A 22,467-nucleotide genomic window follows, 5' to 3' on the forward strand; every position below is an offset into this window, starting at 1 on the left:
TGGGCAAGACCAAGCTGGCCGCCAACTACATGCAGCGCAGGAACGAAGCCGCCGTCCAGGCCCAACGCAAAAGCACCCTGTGGTCGCTGGGCGTGTCCCACCCCCTGACCACCGCCGTGACGCTGGAGGCCCAGTACTACGACTTCGATTACAAAAACAGCGCCGACGGTGCCCAGATGCTGGTACTGCGCGGCACCTATGCCTTCTCCAGGCGCACGGCCGCCTACACCACGGTGGGCTTCATGCGCAACGATGGCAAGGCCCGGTTCTCGCCCTCGGTGGGTGCCAGCAACACGGCCCTGGCGCCCCTGGCCGGACGCAATCAAACCGGCCTGATGGTCGGTTTGCGCCACGCGTTTTGAGAACCTGTTCAGACCCTTTCTTCCGGAGCAACCATGAGCAACCGTTTCAAGAAAAAAGTAGCCGTCATCACCGGTGCCGCCCAAGGCATCGGCAAGCGCGTGGCCGAAAAAATGGCCAAGGAAAAAGGCACCCTGGTGCTGGTGGACCGTTCGGAACTGGTTCACGACGTGGCCAAGGAAATCACCAGCACCACCAAGATGGAGGTGCTCAGCCTGACTGCCGATCTGGAAAAGTTTGCCGAATGCCAGCGCGTCATGGATGCCGCCGTGGAAAAGTTGGGGCGCATCGACATCCTCATCAACAACGTGGGCGGCACCATCTGGACCAAGCCCTTCGAGCACTACGCCGAGGCCGAGATCGAGGCCGAAGTGCGCCGCTCACTCTTTCCCACGCTGTGGTGCTGCCGCGCCGCCATCACGCATATGCTGGCCAACGGCAAGGGCAGCATCGTCAATGTCTCGTCGATCGCCACGCGCGGCGTCAACCGCGTGCCCTACGGCGCGGCCAAAGGGGGTGTCAATGCCCTGACCGCCTGCCTGGCCTTTGAAAACGGCGAGCGTGGCATCCGCGTCAACGCCACCGCCCCCGGTGCCACCGAAGCACCCCCACGCCTGATCCCGCGCAACACCGCCCAGCCCAGCGAGCAGGAAAAAACCTGGTACCAGCAGATCTACACCCAGTCGGTCGATAGCAGCCTGATGAAGCGCTACGGCACGCTGGACGAACAGGCCGACCCCATCCTGTTCCTGGCCTCGGACGATGCCGCCTACATCACCGGCACCGTGCTGCCGGTGGGCGGTGGCGACCAGGGCTAAGAACCTGTTCACGATCTCCACGCGGGTGTGCCGTCGCGACCTCGGGCGCTCTGCGTCGTTGCAAATCCTCGCCATAGCACCGCTATGGCTGCGGTCTGCGCCTAGCAGATCATCCCGATCCGCTTCCCGCACCCCTTCGCGCCGAGATCGTGAACAGGTTCTAAGTAGCGCAGCAGCAGATCGTCGTCGCTCTTAATAAGAGAGCTTTTTACGCTCATTGAAAAAGGGTTTCATGCACTTTAGTACCTGAAACCCTTTTTGCATGATCGGGTACAGCTATCTTTATAGCTTGATACCGGACTGGATCACACGCAGCACTTCCGCCCCATAGGCTTCGAGCTTTTTCGCGCCGATGCCGCTGATGCCTTGCAAGGCTTGCAGCGATGGCGGGTTCTGCTCGGCAATGGCCGCCAGCGTGGCGTCGTGGAAGATGACGTAGGCGGGCAGGTCGTGCGCCTTGGCCACTTCGCTGCGCCAGGCTTTGAGGTTGATGAAGCGGGCCTGCGCATCCGGCCCCAGGTCTTGCGCGGCGACGTTGGCCGGCGTGCCCTTGGGGCGGCGCGTGCGGGCGGCGGCCACGCTTTCGCGCAGCAGCACCTGCATCTGGCCTTGCAGCACGGCGCGGGAGGCGTCGGTCAGCACCAGCGTGTCGAACACATGGCCGCTGTTGTCGCTGGTGACTTTGTGCAGGCCCAGCGCCCCGGTAGCCAGCAACTGGCGCATCACGGCCCGCAGTTGCGCCTCGGAGTACTGCGCCCCGACGCCGAAGGTGGACAGCCCATCGTGCCCGTACTGGCGCACCTTGTCCGAATCCTTGCCGCGCAGCACGTCCATGATGTGGCCCGCGCCAAAGGTCAAGGCGCTTTTCTGATGCACACGGTAGATGGTGGAGAGCAGTTTGCGGGCCGCATCCGTGCCGTCCCACACCGCCGGAGGCTGCAGGCAGTTGTCGCAATTGCCGCAGGGGCCGCTGGCCTCGCCGAAGTAGGCCAGCAGGCGCTGGCGGCGGCAGTCGGTGGCTTCGGCCAGGGTGAGCAGGGCGTCCAGCTTGCCGCGCAGCACGATCTTGAAGGCTTCCTCGGCCTCGCCCTCGTCGATCATGCGGCGCTGGTTCACCACGTCGGACAGGCCGTAGGCCATCCACGCCTGCGCAGGCAGGCCGTCGCGCCCGGCACGGCCCGTTTCCTGGTAGTAGCTTTCGATGTTTTTCGGCATGTCGACGTGGGCGACGAAGCGCACGTCCGGCTTGTCGATGCCCATGCCGAAGGCGATGGTGGCCACCATGACCACGCCTTCTTCGCGCAGAAAGCGGTGCTGGTTGCCAGCCCGCACGTCCGGCGGCAATCCGGCGTGGTACGGCAGGGCGTGGATGCCTTCGCGTTGCAGCTTCTCGGCCAGCTCCTCCACGCGGCGGCGCGACTGGGCGTAGACCACCCCGGCATCGCCCGCGTGTTCGTGCTGGATGAAGCGCAGCAGTTGCGCAAAGGCGTCCTTCTTCTCGACGATGCGGTAGCGGATGTTGGGCCGGTCAAAGCTGCTGATGAACTGCTGGGCGTTCTGCAGGTGCAGGCCCTGCACCATGTCGGCGCGGGTCAGGTCGTCGGCGGTGGCGGTCAGCGCCAGGCGCGGCACGCCCGCGTAGCGCTCGTGCAGCAGGGCCAGCTGGCGGTATTCGGGGCGGAAGTCGTGGCCCCACTGGCTGACGCAGTGCGCCTCGTCGATGGCAAACAGCGCCAGTTGCCCCTGGGCGTACAAGGCGTCCAGCAGGCCCAGAAAGCGCGGCGTGACCAGCCGCTCCGGCGCGACGTAGAGCAGGGTGATCTGCCCGCTTTGCAAGCGCCATTCCACCTCCTGCGCCTGCTCGTAACCCAGGGACGAGTTGAGGAAGGCCGCCTCCACCCCCGCCTCGTGCAGCGCCCCCACCTGGTCGTGCATCAGCGCGATCAGCGGCGAGACGACGATGGTGCAGCCGTGCCCCTGTTGCTGACGCACGATGGCCGGAATCTGGTAGCACAGGCTTTTGCCCCCGCCCGTGGGCATCAGCACCAGCGCATCGCCCCCGGCAGTGACGTGTTCGACGATGGCCTGCTGCGGCCCGCGAAAACTGTCGTAGCCAAAAACTTCTTGTAGAACGGAGCGAGGGGTGGGGGACAAAAGACATCCTTTGCGGGAGACGGTCCGCGTTTATCTTGGGCGTGAGGGGGAGCGTAGGGGGTATATTTTCCCCCTGGATGAAGTTCTCCGGCGCCAGTCAGCCGTCCGGTCAAAACAAGAAAGCAAGAAAGGAAAACAGCCATGCACAAAAAACACTATTTATTGGCGCTTGCTCTATGCACGGCATGCCCGTGGAGTTTCGCGCAAAACCCGCCGGATCGGGACAGCCGCAGCCTCTATCTGCAAGCCGGGGTGGCCAACCACAGCGCCCACAGCACCACCGTCGGGGTGACCCTGCCGTGGAACGGGTCGTATGCCCTGGGCAGCGGGGCCGTTACCGGGCAGTGGGACGTGTCGCTGGGTTATGTCTCCGCACGTCCGCAGAACCAGGGCCGGCGCGGCCTGACGGCCCTGGGCGGCGGCATCAACCTGCGCTGGCGGGCCCGCCAGGGCGCATCGCCCTGGTTCGTCGAAGCGGGCACCGGCGTGGTGCTGCACAGCCGCCATTACGCCAGCGACGACAAGTATTTCAGCACCCGCTACAACTTCTCCTCGCACCTGGGCATCGGGCGCAATTTCGGCCCCCAGGGCCGCCACGCGCTGGCGCTGCGCGTGCAGCACGTTTCCAACGCCGGGCTGAAAAAACCCAATCCGGGGGACAACTTCCTGCTGGTACGGTATTCGGTGGGGTTCTGAAAAGAGAGCTGTTTTCGCTTATTCTTATTGGATTTCAGATAGTTTCTCACCTGAAATCCTTTATATACCAGCGGTAACAGCTACCATAATTAACTATTTAGATTGCTGGAACCGGAACGCACAACAAAAAACCCGCTGGCCTGAAAAGGCAGCGGGTTTTTAACGGTGTGTGGTGCCCATGGGCAGGATCGAACTGCCGACCTCTCCCTTACCAAGGGAGTGCTCTACCACTGAGCCACATGGGCGAAACCCGCGATTCTATACCAGATTGGCGCACTGGTGTTAGTACTTGGCCTAGGCCATACTTGCCACCCCGATCTGGCGCATGGCGGCGGTGGCGGCGGCAGGAATCCGCTGTAATAGTAAAAGCTAACTTCTGGACGTATCTTTATGGCAAAAACCTCGCTGGACAAATCGAAAATCAAGATTCTGCTGTTCGAAGGCATTCACGAATCGGCAGTGCAGACCTTCAAGAATGCAGGCTACAGCAACGTGGAGCTGCTGGCGCACGCGCTGGAAGGCGATGAACTGAAACAGAAAATCGCCGACGTGCATTTTGTCGGCGTGCGCTCGCGCACCCGGCTCACGCGCGAAGTGCTGGACGCGGCAAACAAGCTGGTCGGCATCGGGTGCTTCTGCATCGGCACCAACCAGGTCGATCTGGTGGCGGCGCAGGAAAAAGGCATCGTCGTCTTCAACGCACCGTATTCCAACACCCGTTCGGTGGCCGAGCTGGTGCTGGCCGAAGCCATCCTGCTGCTGCGCGGCATTCCGCAGAAGAACGCCGTCGCCCACCGGGGCGGGTGGCTCAAATCCGCCGACAACGCCTTTGAAATCCGCGGCAAGACGCTGGGCATCGTCGGCTACGGCTCGATCGGCACCCAGCTGTCGGTGCTGGCCGAAGGGCTGGGGATGCACGTCATTTTTCACGACGTGGTGGCCAAGCTGCCCCTGGGCAATGCCCACCAGGCAGCATCGCTGGAAGACCTGCTTTCGCGCAGCGACATCGTCACCCTGCATGTGCCGGAGCTGCCCTCCACCCAATGGATGATGGGGGAAAAGGAATTTGCCGCGATGAAGCCCGGCAGCATCTTCATCAATGCCGCCCGGGGCACCGTGGTGGTGATCGACGAGCTGGTGAAAACGCTGAAAAGCGGCAAGCTGCTCGGCGCGGCGGTGGATGTGTTTCCGGTCGAACCCAAGGGCAACAAGGATGAATTCATCTCCCCCCTGCGCGGGCTGGACAACGTCATCCTGACGCCGCACATCGGCGGCTCGACCATGGAGGCGCAGGCCAACATCGGCCTGGAAGTGGCCGACAAGCTGGTGCGCTACAGCGACAACGGCACCACCATTTCGGCGGTGAATTTCCCCGAAGTGGCGCTGCCCGAACACCCCGGCCAGAACCGCATCCTGCACGTCCACCACAACGTGCCGGGCGTGCTGTCGGCCATCAACCAGGTGTTTGCCGAGAACGGCATCAACGTGGCGGGCCAGTACCTGCGCACCCACGAAAAACTCGGTTACGTCGTGATCGACCTGGAACCCGGCTCTTCCGCCCTGGCGCTGGAGAAGCTGGCGCAAATCCCGGGCACGGTACGCTGCCGGGTGCTGTTCTGAACAAGGTGTGACGCATTGCTGTGAGCGACATTCTTCCGCCCAGCAATCCAGCGGCCACGGGGGCGCAGCCCGTGGCCGCTGCCGTTTCCGGCCCCGGCCCGGCCAATGCCGGGGCTGGCAGTGCATCGGCAACCACGGCTGGCTCCGCCGCCACCACGGGCGCAAACGCCAGTTTTTCTGCACAAGCCCAGGCCCAGGGGGCCGTCCGTCCGGAGTCCGCACCGCCCGCCAATGCCGCAGCAGCAGTAGCCCCAGCTGCGCCCGCCAGCCAGGTGGCCCAAGCCGCCCAGGTGGCCGTGGCCGCTGCCCAGGCGGCGCTGGCCAGTTCGGTCAATCTTTCGCCCCAGGCCCAGCAGGCCGTGCGGGTCGAGGCTTTCACCCAACTGGTCGCGCAACTGGTGCAGCAGATCGGGGGCACCCAGCTTGCCGCGACGGCCTGGCCCGCCAATGGCGTGCCGCCGGCGGTGCTGGCGCTGCTCTCCGGTCTGGTGCAGCAGGGCACTGCCGGGCAGGCGCTGCCGCAGCAATTGGTCAGCGCCCAAGCCTGGCCACAGAATCTGCTCCAGGCCGTGCTGCAACAGGCGGGCCAGACCGCCAGTCCATCCGCCCTGGCCGCATCGGGCAACGCGCCTGCGGGGGCGACAAGGCCGGCGGCCATCCCGATTCCCGCGTTGCAGAACTGGTTGGTATTGCAGGGCAGCATCCAGGCCCAGGACGGCACCCGGGGCATGAGTCTGACGTTGAAAGTCCCCGCTGCCTGGGCACAGGCCCAGGCAGCCCTGGGGGCTGCGCTGCCGGGTGCAGGGGACAGGGCCGCTGCCGGTGCAGGCTCTGCCATGGCGCTGGGCTTTGCGGCAACCCCGAGCGGCACGGGAATCGGCGGGGCGCTGCCGGGGCTGCAACTGGCCTTTGCGGGCAGTGTCCAGCAGCTCGCCAGCACCGCCTTCGGACTGGTGTTGCAGCCGCAGGCGCTGCCCGGAACGCCCCAGTCCATGCAGGCCCAACTGCAAATGCTGCGCACCAGCGCCATCCTGCAACTGGAATTGCAGCCCCTGCCCACCCAGGCGGCACAACAAGCCGTGCAGGCCGTTGCCGCCTACACCCCGGCCCAGCTGCTGCCGCAGGAATGGCAAGCCTGGCTGCAAGGCCGTGCCACCGACCCCTGGGTGCAGATGGCCCAGTTGCACGCCAGCGGCCAGCAGCCGCGCCAGCACCAACATGCCGGAGAACAGGCCGGCCTGTGCGTGGTGGAAGGCTGCCAGTACCTGGGCCGTGCCGTCTGCGCCCAACCGTTTTGCGCAGAGATGAACTACCTGTGGTCGGTCGCCAGGGCGCAGAGCCGCATCTAGACCCCATCCATTGATCGCTGGTATGGCACCCCGTTAGGCGCAGCGCGTCTGTGCACCCGGAAAGTTCTACGAAAACAAGTAAAGTTGAGTAAAGATAAGAATATAAATGAAAACAATACTCATTTATATTGCTAATATTTGTTCCGGCCTTCTTTCGAACCTGCGCAATGGCGGTTGCTGCTGTTGTGCGTCACCTTTTCCCAGATAAAGTATGGACAGACACCAAAGCACCGCGGGCAAGTTGCTGCCGCGCACCGTGGATGGCTCCCCCTTGATGATGACGGCCGTGGCATTGCTTGCCGCGACCGCGTTTGCAGCACCGGCACTGGCACAAACCGTTGACCAGCCAGCAGAATCACAGCAGCAGGTCATCACCTTGCCCCAGGTGGAAGTGCGTGATACGGCAGAAAAAAAGGAAGCGGGCACCACCATCGTCATCAGCGGCCCCGAACTGGAGCAGGCTGGCTCCATTGCCGACATCGTGCGCTACCAGCCGCTGGTGTCCGCACCGGGTACGGCCTCGGGCGCTACGCGGGGGCGCAGCAATTTCGAGCGGGGCGGCACCACGGGCTACAACATCCGGGGTATCGAGGGCAACCGCGTAGGCATGGATGTCGATGGTGTGGAAATGCCCGATGCCACCACGCGCCCCTATGCCAGCCGTGCGGGCACGAATACCTTTGGCGTGGGCCGGGACTTCATGGACCCCGAGATGTATGCCCTGGTGGGCATCGACTCGGGGACGACCACGGCCAAACGGGCGGCAGGCGGGATTGGCGGGGCGGTGAGCTTTCGCACCAAGTCCGCATCGGACTTTTTGCGCAACGGCAAAACTTCGTACTTCGACGGCAAGCTCGGCTACGACGGCACCGATCGCTCCTGGCACAAGGCCGTCACTGCCGCCGGGCGCAGCGGTGATTGGGATGGGCTGATCACGTATTCCCGCCGCGACGGCCATGAAGGCCGCAATAACAGCGACACCGTGGACAGCGCCCCGGAAAAATGGCATTCCAATGCCCTGCTGCTCAAAGGCGGGCTGCGGGTCAATGCAGAAAATTACCTGCAACTGGCCGTGGATATTTATAGCCGCCGCAATGAAAATGCATTCTTTGGCTGGGATGCGAACGACGTGAATATCACGGAAAGCTCCGAGCAAGCCAACAAGACCGACCGCCGCACCGTGCAACTCAGTCACCTGTGGACCCCGGGCTGGGTGGATTCGCTGGATACGCGCGTGTATTTTCAGGAAACCGATACGCGTGACGATACCGACACCACGACCCTGGCCACCGGGGCGGTCAAGCACAATATGTCGCAAAACAAAACGCGGACTGTCGGCTTTTCCTCCGCAGGCTCCAAGCATATTGACCGCCATTTGCTGAGTTTCGGGGTGAATTTTTCCCAGCAGCGGGTGGAAAGGCCGTGGAGCGTCATCGATGGCGGTGCCAAGATCATGAAACCGCAGCCTGACAGCACTACTGCCAAGTACGGTGCGTTCTTCCAGGACGATATCGGCTTTGAAGTGGCGGGCCGCGCCTTGACGGTGACACCGGGACTGCGGGTGGATACCTCGCGCAGCAAACCGCGTGATATGGAAGGCTTTGTCAGCGGGCGTTTGTCGTCATCCCAGGCCGAGGAAGTTTATGCAGGCACGATGAGCAATACCATCGTCAGCCCCAGCCTGAGTGTGGCCTATGCCCTGCGCCCGCAGTTCTTTGCCTATGCCCAATACAAACGCAGTGGCCGCGCTCCCGGGCCGGGTGAGGTGTATGGCTCGTGGAATATGGATGGCGGGGTGGATGGCAGCCCTGCCGGGCCGGCCTTGCTGGGCAACAAGGATTTGAAACCCGAGAAAAGCGATGCGCTGGAGCTGGGCCTGAAAGGGTCGCCGACCCCAGGGGTGACGCTGAATACCTCGATGTTCTACACCCGCTACCAGGACTTCATCGGCTTTACCCGTTACACCCGGGCCTTGCATCCGGATATGTTTGTGGGCATTCCCTCGCACCGCAGCCAGATTTACCGTGCCGAAAACCGCGACGAAGCCACCATTTACGGTTTTGAACTGTTCTCGCGCCTGGAGCATGGCACCTGGACACCTGCCCTGAAAGGGCTGTATTCCACCTGGGGCGTGGGTATCAGCCGGGGCCACTCCATTTCCAACTACGCGGGGGACAAAAAGACACCGCTGGAAACCGTGCTGCCGCGCAAGGCGGTGATCGGTGTCGGGTATGACGCCCCGCAGAAGCAATGGGGCTTTAACCTGGTTGGGACTTTTGTCGCGGGTAAACAGGCCAAGGAAACCAATCGTGAAAGCTATACCAATGCAGGGACAGCCCTGACCGAATCTGCGGTAGAGCGCTTCCGCGTGCCAGGGTATGGAATTTTTGATCTGTCCACCTACTGGCGCATCAATAAAAATATTCGCCTGAATGCCGGTGTTTACAACCTCACCGATAAGCGCTACTGGGATTATTCAAGCGCCAGACGACTGCAACCCTCCGTGCCGCGTGATCAGCGGGACATGGAGCTGTTGACCAGTGCCGGGCGTACCGCCTTTGTCAGTATGCACATTGCTTTTTAATGATTGAAAAATCAAAAAAGCCCTGCTAGCCATGCAGGGCTTTCTTGGCAACGTAAGAGTTATATGCTTTTCTCTATCAAAAGACTGCTGGCTTTCATGCTGGCATTATTTCTGGGTTCTGTCAGCGCCCTGGCCTATGCAGAGCCGCTGTTGTTCTTGACCAATAGCACCAGTTCATCACGCGGTAAATTCGTCGCCTTGGATAAGATTGCCCAATCCCACGGGGTAGATACCGAGGTCATGTACTTCAACGATCTGCCCAAAGAACTGGACGCAGCGCTGTTTAAAAAATACAGCGTCATTTGGGTCGATAGCTTTATTCCCGGCCCTGGCCGCAAACAGCTCGACCAGGCGTTTGAAAAAGCCGGCGTACCCGTTGGTTTTGTGTCCACCGAAGGGAAACCACGCGGCATCCACATGCCGGAAGATATTTTGCAACGCCTGAATTTGTATTACGCCAACGGGGGGCAGGAAAACTTCAATGGTTTCTTTGCCACCGTGGCCGCCTGGCGTGCAGGTAAGCCGTGGAACAAAATTGCTGCGCCCAAAGTATTCCCAAAATCAGGTTTTTACCATCCGGACGCACCGAATAAATTCTTTGCCAATGCGGCAGATTATTCGCGCTGGCAAAAGTCTGCGGATAAAAAGAAGAAAACCGCTGTAGATAAAAAACGTCCCACCCGGATTGGTATTGCTTTTTATGACCAGAACGTCGGCTCCATGCAAGCGGGGCTGCTCGATGGTCTGATTCGCGGCGTGGAACAGGCTGGCGGCGTGCCCATGGCGTTCTATTACCCCTTCATGAATGGCGATGAAGATGTGCTGTCTTCATTGCTGACGGATAAAGACGGCAAGCCGGTGGTGGATGTGATCATCAGCACCCGCGTCATGCCCCAGCCCGATGGCGCGAAAAAATCGTTTGAGAAATTGGGGATTCCCGTCACCCAGGCCATTCCCTATACGGGCGGCGGGGACGAAAAAGCCTGGCGGGAAGACCAGCAGGGCATTCCCATGACCAACATCCCCTTCTATCTGGCCCTGCCGGAATTTGCCGGGGTGACGGATATTCAAGTCGCTGCTGCCGTGGATGCCGAAACCGGCAACCTCACGCCGATCAAGCCGCAGCTCAACTCCGTGGTGGCCAAGGCCATGAATCTGGCAAAGCTGCAACAGCTGAAAAACGCCGACAAGCATGTGACGGTGTTTTTCTGGAACTACCCCGGCGGCGAGAAAAGCCTGGGCGCATCCTTCCTGAACGTGCCCGAAAGCCTGGTGTCCATGATGGCTGCCATGCAAAAAGCAGGCTATGACGTGCAAGTGCCCGAGCAGGATGCCATGCTGGCCCAGGTACAGGCCCTGTTGGCCCCCTACTACCGCGACGGCAAGCTGCAGGGTCTGCTGGACGATGGTCTGGCCGAGAAATTCCCCGTCAAGACCTACAAGGACTGGCTGCAAACCCTGCCGGAGCCGGTGCAGAAGAAAATCAACGACCAGTGGGGCGATCCGGAAAAATCCTCCATGGTCGTCCATGCCGATGGTCAGGCCTGGTTTGTCATGCCGCGCGTGCTGCTGGGCAAGGTCGCCATCCTGCCGCAAGCGCCGCGTGGCGAAAAAATCGACGGGCAGGAAGCCGCGCGTTACCACTCGGTGGATGCTGCGCCCTCGCACTTCTACCTGGCCGAATACCTGTGGGCACGCACCCAGCACCCCTCCGACGCCATCATCCACCTGGGCACGCACGGCACCCAGGAATGGCTGCCGGGCAAGGAGCGCGGCCTGGCCGTCGATCAGGACTACCCCTTCCTGCTGCTGGGCGACGTGCCCATCATCTACCCCTACATCATCGACAACATTGGCGAAGCCGTGCATGCCCGCCGCCGGGGCCGCGCCGTCATCATCAGCCACCAGACGCCGCCCTTCCGCCCGGCGGGTTTGCACACCAAAGTCACTGAAACCCACAACCTGCTGCACGACTGGTTCGGGCAGATGGAAGGGCGCGTCAAGGAGCAGATCGAAAAAGACCTGATTGCCACGGTCACTGCCGAGAACATTGAAAAAGACATGGGCTGGCGCAAGGAGGACATTGCACCCAACTTCGCCAAGTTTGCCGATGAACTGCATGTCCACCTGCACGACCTCGCCACGATGGCGCAGCCCCTGGGCCTGCACGCCATGGGCCGGGCGCCCAAGGAGTTCCACCGCGTCTCCACCGTGCTGATGATGCTGGGCGAAGAGTTCTGGCATGCCGCCGGTGGCCTGCAGGAAGATTTGCAGCACGATCACGACCATGCACATGACCATGCGAAGGGTGACGATGACCACCCCGGCAAAGTCAATGACATCCTGCTGATCGACTACGAAAAGCTGGAAGACTCCGCCCCCTACAGGCTGCTGCGCGATGCCTTGGTGGAAGGCAAAACGCCGAAAAAAGCCAGCCCTGCGCTGCAGGAGCAATTGGCCCAGGCCCGCCAGTGGTACGAAAACATCGGGGCGCAGTTCGAGCTGCCCAACCTGCTGGCTGCGCTGGATGGCCGCTACATCGAAACGTCCTATGGCGGCGACCCCATCCGCAACCCGGATGGCTACCCCACGGGCCGCAATATGTATGGCTTTGACCCCACCCGCATCCCGACGGAACAGGCGTGGAAGGCGGGCAAGCAGGCCGCCGACGAGCTGCTGGCCGAACACCAGTCGCAAGCCGGCAAATTCCCGCAGAAACTGGCGTTTTCGCTGTGGTCCACGGAAACCATGCGCCAGCAAGGCGTGCTGGAAGCGCAGGCACTGTGGCTGATGGGCGTGGAACCGGTCTGGGGCCAGGGCGGGCGCATTGTCGATGTGCGCCTGATCGACCGCAAAACCCTGGGCCGCCCGCGTGTGGACGTGGTGCTGTCTGTCACCGGCCTGTACCGCGATCACTTCCCCAACACCATGAAGCATCTGGCCCGCGCCGTGCAACTGGCCAGCGGTGCTGTCGATGAAAAAGACAACGCCGTGGCCGCGAACACGCAACGCATCCAGGCGCAGTTCAAGCGGGACGGCGTGGAGGACAAGGCCGCCCAGGATGCTGCGCAAACGCGCATCTTCACCTCGGCCTCGGGCACCTACGGCACGGGCCTGACGGGCGCGGCCATGGCCACCGATAGCTGGGACAGCATCGAGGAAGGCGACCAGAAGCTGGCCGACCTGTACCTGGGCACCATGCAGTACGCCTACGGCCCTGATGAATCCACCTGGGGACAGCCGGGCGTGGCCGGGGCCAAGGACGTCAATCTGTATGCCCAGCACCTGAGCGGGACGGAAGGCGCCGTGCTGGCCCGATCCTCCAACCTGTACGGCGTGCTGACGACCGACCACCCGTTTGAATTCCTGGGCGGCATCGGACTGGCGGTGCGCAGACTCGACGGCAAGATGCCGGAGCTGTACATCTCCGACCTGCGCAAAGGCGGCGCAGGCCGTATCGAGGGTACAGCCAAATTCCTGTCCAAAGAGCTGGCAACGCGCCAGTTCCACCCTGGCTACATCAAGGCCATCATGGCCGAGGGCTACTCCGGTACCCTGGAAGTGGTCAACGTCACCAACAACCTGTGGGGCTGGAATGCCGTGGCGCGGGAAATGGTGCGTGACGACCAATGGGAGACGATGGTCGATGTCTACGTGCGCGACAAATTCGACCTGGGCTTGCAGGAGTGGTTTGAGAAAGAAAACCCCCATGCCCTGGCCCAAGCGATGGAACGCATGCTGGAAGCCGCCCGCAAAGGCTATTGGGATGCCAAGCCCGAGACGGTGGAGCTGCTGAAAGAGCGTTACCGCGAAATGGCCACCCAATTCGACGTGCGCAGCGACAACAAACGCTTCCTGCAATACGTGGCCGATGGCCTGCCTGCCGAGGCCGAGTTTGCCCAGCATGTGGCCGAGCAACTCCAGCCCCCCGAAGCCGCACCGCCCGCCGAGCAAGCCCCCAGCGAGCCTGCCCAGGACGTGGAAGGCATGAAGCTGGAGAAGCAGGAAAACGAAGTGGGCCAGGTGCTGGTCGACTACAGCCCGTGGATCATTTTTGCAGCCCTGCTGCTGGTGCTGGGCGTGGGGGCCGCACGCCAGGCCAAACGCCAGCGCATGCCCTTGTTCCGGCGGTAAGCATGTTCCGGGAAAGTCCTGCCGTGCTGATGGCAAGACTTCCCCGGCCCCGCGACTGCCCCCTCTTCCCCCTCTTTTTCTATTGCAACCTGACGGAGTATTTCCATGAGTTCCACCCTTGAAAGCCTGATGTACCAGATCGGGCAGATTTTTCTGATCCCCACCCTGGTCATCATTGCCGCCCTGTTCCTGTATTCCCTGTACGCCCTGGGCGTGTTCGCCATCGCGTGGTTCCAGCGGCGCAAATGCAATCTGGACAAAGGCATTGCCGACCTGCGTTGCTGCGACGTGCTGCGCTGGGCCGCAGCCCACCCGGATGCGGATGCCGATGCCCGCGATGTCGCCGCCCACCGGATGCTGGAAGCGCCGCGTATCGTGGCCCGCATCTCGCCCATGATGGGGCTGGTAGCCACCATGATCCCGATGGGCCCGGCCCTGCGTGGCCTGTCGGACGGCAATTTGATGGCGATGTCGGGCAGCCTGTCGGTCGCGTTCTCTGCCGTGATCGTGGCCCTGATTACCGCTTCCATCATGTTCTGGGTGGCATCGGTGCGCCAGCGCTGGCTGGCCGAAGAAATTGCGTGGCTGCAAGCCGGTGGACAGACCGCCGCAGCCGAGGCCCAGCAGGTGGTGCAGCAGGCTGCCAAACAGCCTGTGGCGGAGCTGGCAGCATGAAGTTTCTGCAATCCCAGGGGGTGGAAGACCCTATCCTGTCGGTCGTGAACCTGATCGACATCTTCCTCGTCATCATCGCCGCTCTGCTGCTGGGCATGGCCAGCAATCCCTTGATCCAGGCCATGATGCGCAACGACGTCACGGTGGTGGTCGATGCTGGGCAGCCGTCGATGGAGATGATCGTCAAAAAGGGCGACGAGATCGAGCGCTTCAAATCCAGCGGCCAGACCGGGCAGGGCGAAGGCGTGAAGGCCGGCGTGGCCTACCGCCTGCAGGATGGCAGCGTGATTTACGTGCCGGAATAAAACTTGCCGCCTGGCCTCTCAAGCAGCCCCGCACTCTCCTGCGGGGCTGTTTTTTATGGCAATGAGGGGGCGCCGCCATCCGCTATGCGCCCATCCACCAGATGGATGGTGCGCTCGCACTGCTGGGCGATGCGTTCGTCGTGCGTCACCATCAAGACGGCACAGCCCAGTTCCTGCTGAAAGCGGCGGAACAGGGCAAACACCTCGGCGGCGGAATGGCTGTCCAGGTTGCCGGTGGGTTCGTCCGCCAGCACCAGGGCGGGCTGCGTGACCAGGGCGCGGGCCACGGCCACGCGCTGCTGCTGGCCGCCGGAAAGCTGGTCGGGCCGGTGTCCGGCAAACCGCTCCAGCCCCACCTGGGCCAGCAGGTGCCGGGCAAATTCGGTTTGCTCCCGCGCGGGTTTGCCACCGGCCAGCATCAACGGCATCAGCACGTTTTCCAGCGCGGTAAAGGCGGTGATCAGGTGGTGGAACTGGAACACGAAGCCAATGCTGTGCCCGCGCAATGCCGTGCGCTGGGCATCGTCCATGCGGTGGGTGGGCTGGCCCAGCACGTACAGCGCCCCGGCAGTGGGTGTGTCCAGCAGGCCGATCAAATTCAGCAGCGTACTTTTGCCGGAGCCGGAGCTGCCCACCAGTGCAGCAAAATCCTGGCGCTGCAGGCACAGATGCAGGTCGTGCAGCACCTGCACTTCGGTAGGTTTGCCCCGGTTGTAGTGTTTGCACAGGCCTTCCAGGCGCAAGACTTCCTGGCCGCGCTCAGACATAGCGAATGGCCTCCACCGGGTTGAGCGCAGCGGCGCGGCGGGCGGGGATGGCGGCGGATAGCACCCCGGTCAAGGTCGCCAGCAGTGTGGCCATCAAGGGCAGCCACAAGTCCACGGGAATAGAGAACAAATTGGCCGCAAAGGTGTTGAAAATGGCCACCAGCCCGTAGCTGCTCAGGCTCCCCAGCAAAGCACCCAGCAGGCCCAGGATAGCCCCTTGCAGCAAAAACACCCGCCGCATCTGCTGCCTGCTGGCCCCCATGGCCCGCAGGATGCCGATTTCGCGCGTGCGCTGCACCACGCTGACGGCCAGCACGCTGGCAATGCCCAGCGACACGCTCAAGGCCACGAACAGCCCCACCATGCGGGTGGACAGGCGCTGCGATTGCAGGGCGTTCATCAACTGGGTGTTGGTTTCTATCCAGCTTTGCACTTTCAGGCCCGTCAGGCGGTGGATGCGGGTGGCAATGGTTTGGGCTTCGAACAGGTCGTGCAGTCGAATCTCCAAGCTGCTGGCCGCGCCCGATAGCTGCAACAGTGACTGCACCTGCTGCATGTTCAGATACACGTAGCGGGCATCCAGCTCGCGCACGCCCATTTGGAAAATTCCGACGATGCTGACCACCCGCTCACTGCCCTGGCCCGCATCCAGGCGCAGCTTGTCGCCCACGCGCAGGCCCAGGTCGGCGGCCAGTTGGTTGCCGATCAAGGCATCGTCCGCGTGCAGCCGAACCTGCCCGTGCAGAAGGGCGCTTTCCAAGTCCACCATGCGCCGGTAGCGCAGCAGGTCAATCCCCAGCAGCGTGACGGAGACCGATGCCTGCCCCCTGCGGGCAAAGGCCGGCCCGGCAATCAGCGGCGAGACGATATCCAGCTCGGGCATGGCCTCCAGCATGTCCTGCACCTGCTGCCAGTTGTTGATGGAGCGCAGGCGCTGGGCGCGTTGATCCTCCAGCAGCAATTGCACGCTGCCTGCGGGCGGCGGCAGGACGATGTTGCGCTCCTGCGGTGGCTCCACCCTGATGTGCGCCTGCATGCCCAGGGTGCGCTGGATGATGTTGTTCTGCAAGCCATTGACCAGGGCCGTAAGGAACACCAGCACCGCCACACCCACGGCGATGCCGACCAGGATCAGCAGACTTTGCGTCTTGCCTTCGCGCAAGAACCGGGTGGCAATCTGCCATTCAGTCCACATGGCAGCCCCGCGCTATGGTGCCCAGGGCAGTTTTTGCGCCTGCACCTGCACGCGCTGGCCCGGTGTCAGTGCAGCCTGCCCATCGGCCAACACCCAGTCGCCCGGCTGCACGCCTTGCAGCACCTGGGTTTGTGCCAGCCCGCGCAGGCCCAGGTGCAACGTGCGGCGCTGGATGCGGCCATCCTCCACCACCCACGCCTGGGGCGTGCCCTGCCCCAGCCCGGCGATGGCATCGTTGGGAATGGCGATGGCCTGCTCCTGCTGCCCGGTCTGGATATTCACGGAAATCGTCATGTCCTGGCGCAGAAATTCGGGCACGGGCGCAACCGTCAGGCGCACGTCCACCGTGCCGCGCTGGGGGTCGATGCGCGGGGCAATAAAGCTGACCTGCGCGGTAAAGGGCTGGTGCGGGTAGGCATCGGCAATGCAGGTGGCAGGCTGCCCCAGGGCCAAGGTTTCCAGGTTTTTCTCGTCCAGGGCGACCAGCACCTCGGTATCTTCTGCGCGGGCCATGTCAAACAGCACCTGACCGGCTTGCACCACATCGCCCGGTTCGGCGTTGCGCGTCAATATGGTGCCGGCCATTTCGGCGCGGATGATGGTTTTGTCCAGCGCCGCCTGGGCGCTGGCCACGCGGGCCAGGGCCAGGGCTTCCTGGGGCTGGCCGGATTGCAGGCTGCGGGCCTGGAGCTGCGCCTGTTCCATGGCAATGCGGGCCTGGTTTTCGGCCTGGGCGGCTTGCTCCAACTCCTCATGGGCAATGGCCTGCTGGGCCACCAGGGCGGTGCGGCGCTGTAATTCGCGTTGGGCCTGCTGCCACTGGGTTCGGGCCTGTTGCCAGGCCTTGTGCGCCTGGGGGCGGGTGGAGTGTTGCAGCTCTGCCAGGGCGGCGCGGGCCTGGCGCAGCTCGGCCTCTTGCACATCGGATTGCAGCACGGCCAGCACGTCACCAGGGCGCACCTGATCGCCTTCGCGCACGCGCCGCTCGCGCACGATGCCGGTGATGCTGCTCCCCACCTGCGCCCGCGATACGGCACTGACCCGGCCCGTAGCCACCACGGTTTGCACCAGGGGTTGCACGGCCACTTCGTAAGCAGGCAGCACCGGCCCGCGCATTTTTTGCACCACCGCGTCAGCGAACAGCACGGCGGCTGCGCCCACGGCCAGCGTTATCACAACAGTGCGGCGGCGCATTACGGGGCGCTCCAGGGAGAAAAGCACATGGCCGGAAAGAGGGAGGGAGGAAGGAAAGAAATGTGGTTGAGTATCGTTCTCAACAACCAAGCGCCGAAGTATAGGGGGCTTTGCAGCAGCGCCCAGAGCAACAGGGGCGCGATGCGGCGAATGGCGACGGCAATCACCGCAATATATGCGGAGATTAGAGGGTGGATGCGGTGATTGCACCTCGGCGTGAGATCACCCTGCACCGCGCCGTCGATCAGGCACAGCACCAGTTGGACGCGGTACTGACCAAAGCACGCTTGTGGCAACACTGGGCAGCGCTGCCGCTCAATGCGCGGCAGGTGAAATTGCTGAACAAACTGCTCGATGGCTTTGACGGCAAGCTCACCAGCAGCAAATGGACGGTCATTGCCAAATGTTCGCCCGATACCGCCCTATGCGACATCAACGACCTGCTGGCACGGGGCGTGCTGGTAAAGGCAGAGGGTGGTGGGCGCAGTACCAGCTATGTTTTGAGGGATGTTGCGTACCACCGTGGATTTATTTAGGAATTCTTAGTTTGGGCCAGACGAAAAGTATCGTGGTGCTTTTCTGTGCGTCGTGTAACATGTTGCTGTTTTTCCGACGGCAGCGAAAATAAGTAGCTGTCATCTAATTTGAGCTATTTATAAACTTGGAGAATTGAATGTCACAAAAACAATTTGAATGGGATGCGTTTTTTTCCAAATGCAGCTTTAGCGAAATTAACAGATTATCTCCTGAGTTTAGTTCTCGTCGCCGCCCTTCAATTTACAGTCCAGATGGGAAGTTATTTTATATTTCATCTCAGGATAATGATGTTGAAACGGACAACGAAAAACAGTTACGTGCAATGCTTATTGATGTACGTGCTTCATATATTTCAGCCAGTCACCCCGATAAAGGCAATAAAAATAAAGCCTATATCGCACGCATAGATTTTTTGGAGATTTGCCGTCTACTAGCTTCTCTTACTGATGATCCAACTGAATTTTCAGATCCCGATAATCTTCTTGAAGTAATTTAGGCCGGAGGTTTTTTTGTGAAAAAAAGCTCATTACGACACACTGCCGAAAAATTCGAAATTCCATACATCGATATCTCGTTGAGTAGAGAAGCTAAAATAAATAGCTGGATCAGCCCTATAGATTGCCGAGCAGTGCGTGTTGAAGATGCTGTATTAGACAGTTTTAAGCTTAATGGCTGGCGTGGTTATAGTGGAGAAGGCGGGCTTATTTTGAATCTCATTAAAGCCATGTCATTTGAACAAATAGCCCCTAGAAATCGATCAACTTGCATTGAAGCTCTCTATGCTCAGAATGTGGCGTTTGATGAAGATAGGTTCTCTCCCGAAGAATTGTTAAATAATGTCGCAAAAGCAGATGCAAGGACAATAGAGAGAAATTTTGATTTAATGGCCTCTAGAGAAAATATATCATATAAGCTTGACTATTTTCCTGGACTAGAGCGCTGGATGTTCATTGAATTATTCAAGGTGACTGGTAATGAATTAATTTACAATATTGCAAGCAAATTTATTCAAGCACCATATGAATATCGACGCGGCTGGCCCGATTTAACGATATGGAGAGATAATGAGCTTAAATTTGTGGAAGTAAAGGCACCGAGAGATAAATTACAAAACAGCCAAAAGGTGATTATTAAAAATTTTGCGAAGCCATTTGGTTTAAATTTTGTTTTGGCAGGTGTAATAGAAACTAATGCCTAACGATTACATCCACTCAAGCAACAAAAGCGCCACTCGTTTCTTATTTTGCTTTTTGCTACTGCTGATATGAAACGCTAGAAATTAAAAGAATAGCTTGTACCGCTGCATTTACCTTGTTTTCATATGAAAAAGCATATGAAATTCAATGAATACATGCGCTACCAGCTACGTATTCTGATCTCCCAGTAGCACCAACATCTCCCGCCCCCAGGCAATTTGCGCCTGCTCGTACAACATGCCCCGTTTCAAGATCAGGTGCTGGATGGCCTGGGCGCGGGGCAGGGGCTGGCCGGGGGGGAAGTCCTGCGCCTCGATGCGCTGGTAGTGCGCCAGTTGGGCCTGGTGCAAGGCCAGGTGGCGCTCCAGTTCGGGCACCAGGTCGATTTCGTCCAGCACGGCATCGGCGCGTAGTTTGACGGTGAAGGCATCGCGCAGGTCCATGGGGGCGGTGGGTTCCAGTGCCCAGCGGGCCAGTTCCTGGCGGCCTGCAGGTAGTACGCGGTAGTGTTTTTTGCGGGTTTTGCCGGCATCGGGCGGCACGAAGGCGGCAATCCAGCCTGCGGCTTCCATGCGGGCCAGTTCGCGGTAAATCTGCTGGTGGGTGGCGTGCCAGAAGTAGCCGATGGATTTGTCGAAGCGCCGCGCCAGGTCGTAGCCGGAGGTGGCTTTTTCAAGCAGGGAGGTCAGCACGGCGTGGGGCAGGGACATGGCGGGCAAGTCTAGCCAGGGGCGCATGACTATGCAACCCGTTGCATAGTTAAAAGAACGCCCGTACACTTTTATGCAACCGGTTGCATAGATAGCCGGGCTTGCTGTCCAAGGAGCTTTCCCCCATGACCACCCTCCCCCCAAATTCCCCCGCCACCCCCTACCCCCACCTGCTGGCCCCGCTCGACCTGGGCTTTACCACGTTGAAAAACCGCGTTCTCATGGGTTCCATGCACGTCGGGCTGGAAGAAGCGCCCAACGGCTTCGAACGCATGGCCGCGTTTTACGCCGAACGCGCACGCGGCGGGGTGGGGCTGATCGTCACCGGCGGCATTGCGCCCAACGCGGCCGGGCGGCCCATGCCCGGCGGCGCGGCCATGACCACGCAGGCCGAGGCGGACAAGCACAAGATCGTCACCCAGGCGGTCCACGACGCGGGCGGCAAGATTTGTATGCAGATCCTGCACTTTGGCCGCTACGCCTACCACCCGGAACTGGTGGCGCCCAGCAGTTTGAAAGCGCCGATCAGCCCCTTCAGCCCCCAGGCACTGACCGATGAACAGGTGCGCCAGACCATCAAGGACTACGCCAACGCCGCCGCCCTGGCGCAAAGCGCGGGCTACGACGGGGTGGAGATCATGGGTTCCGAGGGCTACCTGATCAACGAATTCATCGCCGCGCAAACCAACCAGCGCGACGACGCCTGGGGCGGCAGCTACGCAAACCGCATCCGCTTCCCGCTGGAAATTGTGCGGCGCACGCGCGAGCGGGTGGGGGCCCACTTCATCCTCATCTTCCGCCTGTCGATGCTCGATCTGGTGGCGGGCGGTTCGACGCAGGAGGAAGTGGTGCAACTGGCCCAGGCGCTGGAGGCGGCGGGCGTGACCATCCTCAACACCGGCATCGGCTGGCACGAGGCCCGCATCCCCACCATCGCCACCAAGGTGCCGCGTGCGGCATTTGCCTGGGTGACGGAGCAGTTGAAGGGCAAGGTCGGTATTCCGCTGGTCGCCACCAACCGCATCAACACGCCGGAGGTGGCCGAGAACGTGCTGGCCAGCGGCCAGGCCGACATGGTCAGCATGGCCCGCCCCTTCCTGGCCGACCCGGAGTTTGTGAACAAGGCCGCGCAGGGCCGGGCGCAGGACATCAACACCTGCATCGCCTGCAACCAGGCGTGCCTGGACCATACCTTCGGCGGCAAGATCACCTCGTGTCTGGTGAACCCCCGCGCCTGCCACGAAACCATTCTGGTGCCCCAGCCGTTGCCGAAAAAAGAGCGCGTGGCCGTGGTCGGCGCCGGCCCGGCGGGTCTGGCCTTTGCCACCGAGGCGGCAGCCCGCGGGCTGGACGTAACGCTGTTCGATGCGGCCTGTGCCATCGGCGGCCAGTTCAACGTCGCCAAGCAGATTCCCGGCAAAGAGGAGTTTCATGAAACCCTGCGCTACTTTGGCGAGCGGCTGAAGCAGACGGGCGTAACGGTGCAACTGGGTCGGCGCGTCAGCGCCGACGACTTGGTGCAGGCCGGTTTCCAGCAGGTGGTGCTGGCTACCGGCATTGCCCCGCGTCTGCCGGAGATCGACGGCATCACCCACCCCAAGGTGCTGGGCTACCTGGACGTGCTGCGCGACAAAAAGCCCGTGGGCGAGAAAGTGGCCGTCATCGGCGCGGGCGGCATCGGTTTCGACGTGTCGGAATACCTGCTGCACGAAGGTGAAAGCGCCAGCCTGAACCCCGCCCGGTTCTTTGCCGAATGGGGCGTGGACACCACCGGCAGCGCACGCGGCGGGGTGCTGCCCGGCCACATCGGGCCGGTGCCGCGCCACATCTGGCTGCTGCAACGCAAGACCAGCAAGGTGGGCGACGGCCTGGGCAAGACCACCGGCTGGATTCACCGCACCGGCCTGAAAAACCGGGGCGTGCGCATGGTGGCCGGGGTGCAGTACCGCAAGATCGACGATGCGGGCCTGCACATCACCGTCGAGGGCCAGGAACAGACCCTGCCGGTCGATAACGTCATCATCTGCGCAGGGCAAGACCCGAACCGCGAACTGCAAGCAGCGCTCCAGGCGCAGGGCGTGACCGTCCACCTGATCGGCGGTGCGGACAAGGCGACCGAGCTGGATGCCAAACGCGCCATCCGCCAGGGCACCGAGCTGGGCCTGCGCCTGGG

The 22,467-nt window shown here is 61.7% G+C and carries 16 protein-coding genes, 1 tRNA gene and 2 pseudogenes; 13 read left to right on the top strand and 6 right to left on the bottom strand.

Annotation, left to right across the window (positions count from 1 at the left end; genetic code table 11):
* Both ACFO3A_RS04415 and ACFO3A_RS04420 read left to right on the top strand, forming a co-directional pair.
* On the top strand, positions 1-362 hold a 362-nt coding region (locus ACFO3A_RS04415; protein WP_377724345.1), incomplete at its 5' end, for a porin.
* A 33-nt stretch (positions 363-395) separates the two neighbouring features.
* The gene (locus ACFO3A_RS04420) at positions 396-1,178 is read left to right on the top strand and encodes a 1,6-dihydroxycyclohexa-2,4-diene-1-carboxylate dehydrogenase (protein ID WP_377724346.1); all 783 of its coding nucleotides are present in this window, start codon (positions 396-398) and stop codon (positions 1,176-1,178) included.
* Positions 1,179-1,460: 282 nt separating this feature from the next.
* On the opposite strand, the gene recQ is transcribed toward ACFO3A_RS04420, so the two are convergent.
* A complete protein-coding gene (gene recQ, locus ACFO3A_RS04425; protein WP_377724347.1) occupies positions 1,461-3,332 on the bottom strand; it encodes a DNA helicase RecQ in 1,872 nt (623 codons plus the stop codon).
* 141 nt (positions 3,333-3,473) lie between these two features.
* On the opposite strand from recQ, the gene ACFO3A_RS04430 reads away from it, so the two are divergent.
* Positions 3,474-4,028 (top strand): acyloxyacyl hydrolase, encoded by a 555-nt coding sequence (locus ACFO3A_RS04430; protein WP_377724348.1) that lies wholly within the window; start codon positions 3,474-3,476, stop codon positions 4,026-4,028.
* Positions 4,029-4,198: 170 nt separating this feature from the next.
* Here ACFO3A_RS04430 and ACFO3A_RS04435 read toward each other — a convergent pair.
* Positions 4,199-4,273, bottom strand: a tRNA-Thr gene (locus ACFO3A_RS04435).
* A gap of 145 nt (positions 4,274-4,418) precedes the next feature.
* Here ACFO3A_RS04435 and serA point away from each other — a divergent pair.
* The 6 genes from serA to ACFO3A_RS04465 all read left to right on the top strand — a co-directional run bounded on the left by serA (position 4,419) and on the right by ACFO3A_RS04465 (position 14,695).
* Complete coding sequence (gene serA, locus ACFO3A_RS04440) at positions 4,419-5,648, top strand: phosphoglycerate dehydrogenase (RefSeq protein ID WP_377724349.1); 1,230 nt, start codon at positions 4,419-4,421, stop codon at positions 5,646-5,648.
* 20 nt (positions 5,649-5,668) lie between these two features.
* Positions 5,669-6,997 carry a hypothetical protein gene (locus tag ACFO3A_RS04445; RefSeq protein ID WP_377724350.1) on the top strand — a complete coding sequence of 443 codons (1,329 nt, stop codon included), beginning with the start codon at positions 5,669-5,671 and terminating at the stop codon, positions 6,995-6,997.
* Between the two features lie 211 nt (positions 6,998-7,208).
* A complete protein-coding gene (locus ACFO3A_RS04450) occupies positions 7,209-9,581 on the top strand; it encodes a TonB-dependent hemoglobin/transferrin/lactoferrin family receptor (protein WP_377724352.1) in 2,373 nt (790 codons plus the stop codon).
* A gap of 96 nt (positions 9,582-9,677) precedes the next feature.
* Positions 9,678-13,715, top strand: a complete 4,038-nt coding sequence (gene cobN / locus ACFO3A_RS04455) for a cobaltochelatase subunit CobN (RefSeq protein ID WP_377724354.1) — start codon at positions 9,678-9,680, stop codon at positions 13,713-13,715.
* A 105-nt stretch (positions 13,716-13,820) separates the two neighbouring features.
* A complete protein-coding gene (locus ACFO3A_RS04460) occupies positions 13,821-14,390 on the top strand; it encodes a MotA/TolQ/ExbB proton channel family protein (RefSeq protein WP_377724356.1) in 570 nt (189 codons plus the stop codon).
* On the top strand, positions 14,387-14,695 hold the full coding sequence (locus ACFO3A_RS04465) for a DUF2149 domain-containing protein (protein ID WP_377724358.1): 309 nt from the start codon (positions 14,387-14,389) through the stop codon (positions 14,693-14,695). Before ACFO3A_RS04460 ends, ACFO3A_RS04465 begins: the two co-directional genes overlap by 4 nt.
* A gap of 53 nt (positions 14,696-14,748) precedes the next feature.
* Here the strand turns inward: ACFO3A_RS04465 and ACFO3A_RS04470 are convergent, their stop codons facing one another.
* From ACFO3A_RS04470 to ACFO3A_RS04480, 3 genes are read right to left on the bottom strand one after another with little or no spacing between them, the layout of a single operon-like run.
* Positions 14,749-15,462, bottom strand: a complete 714-nt coding sequence (locus ACFO3A_RS04470) for an ABC transporter ATP-binding protein (protein ID WP_377724359.1) — start codon at positions 15,460-15,462, stop codon at positions 14,749-14,751.
* Positions 15,455-16,657 (bottom strand): ABC transporter permease, encoded by a 1,203-nt coding sequence (locus tag ACFO3A_RS04475; RefSeq protein WP_377724361.1) that lies wholly within the window; start codon positions 16,655-16,657, stop codon positions 15,455-15,457. Before ACFO3A_RS04475 ends, ACFO3A_RS04470 begins: the two co-directional genes overlap by 8 nt.
* Before the next feature lie 12 nt (positions 16,658-16,669).
* A complete protein-coding gene (locus ACFO3A_RS04480; RefSeq protein WP_377724362.1) occupies positions 16,670-17,851 on the bottom strand; it encodes an efflux RND transporter periplasmic adaptor subunit in 1,182 nt (393 codons plus the stop codon).
* A 224-nt stretch (positions 17,852-18,075) separates the two neighbouring features.
* Here ACFO3A_RS04480 and ACFO3A_RS04485 point away from each other — a divergent pair.
* The 3 genes and pseudogenes from ACFO3A_RS04485 to ACFO3A_RS04495 all read left to right on the top strand — a co-directional run.
* A pseudogene (locus ACFO3A_RS04485) lies at positions 18,076-18,387 on the top strand (DUF4172 domain-containing protein); the annotation flags it as partial.
* 137 nt (positions 18,388-18,524) lie between these two features.
* Positions 18,525-18,884 (top strand): hypothetical protein, encoded by a 360-nt coding sequence (locus ACFO3A_RS04490; RefSeq protein ID WP_377724363.1) that lies wholly within the window; start codon positions 18,525-18,527, stop codon positions 18,882-18,884.
* Between the two features lie 15 nt (positions 18,885-18,899).
* Positions 18,900-19,586 carry a VRR-NUC domain-containing protein gene (locus ACFO3A_RS04495; RefSeq protein WP_377724364.1) on the top strand — a complete coding sequence of 229 codons (687 nt, stop codon included), beginning with the start codon at positions 18,900-18,902 and terminating at the stop codon, positions 19,584-19,586.
* Between the two features lie 165 nt (positions 19,587-19,751).
* Here ACFO3A_RS04495 and ACFO3A_RS04500 read toward each other — a convergent pair whose 3' ends face one another.
* Complete coding sequence (locus ACFO3A_RS04500; RefSeq protein WP_377724365.1) at positions 19,752-20,294, bottom strand: PadR family transcriptional regulator; 543 nt, start codon at positions 20,292-20,294, stop codon at positions 19,752-19,754.
* Between the two features lie 125 nt (positions 20,295-20,419).
* On the opposite strand from ACFO3A_RS04500, the pseudogene ACFO3A_RS04505 reads away from it, so the two are divergent.
* Positions 20,420-22,465, top strand: a pseudogene (locus tag ACFO3A_RS04505) (oxidoreductase); the annotation flags it as partial.
* Positions 22,466-22,467 lie beyond the last annotated feature (2 nt).

The sequence above is a fragment of the Comamonas nitrativorans genome (assembly GCF_042654765.1).
Lineage (GTDB): Bacteria > Pseudomonadota > Gammaproteobacteria > Burkholderiales > Burkholderiaceae_C > Comamonas > Comamonas nitrativorans.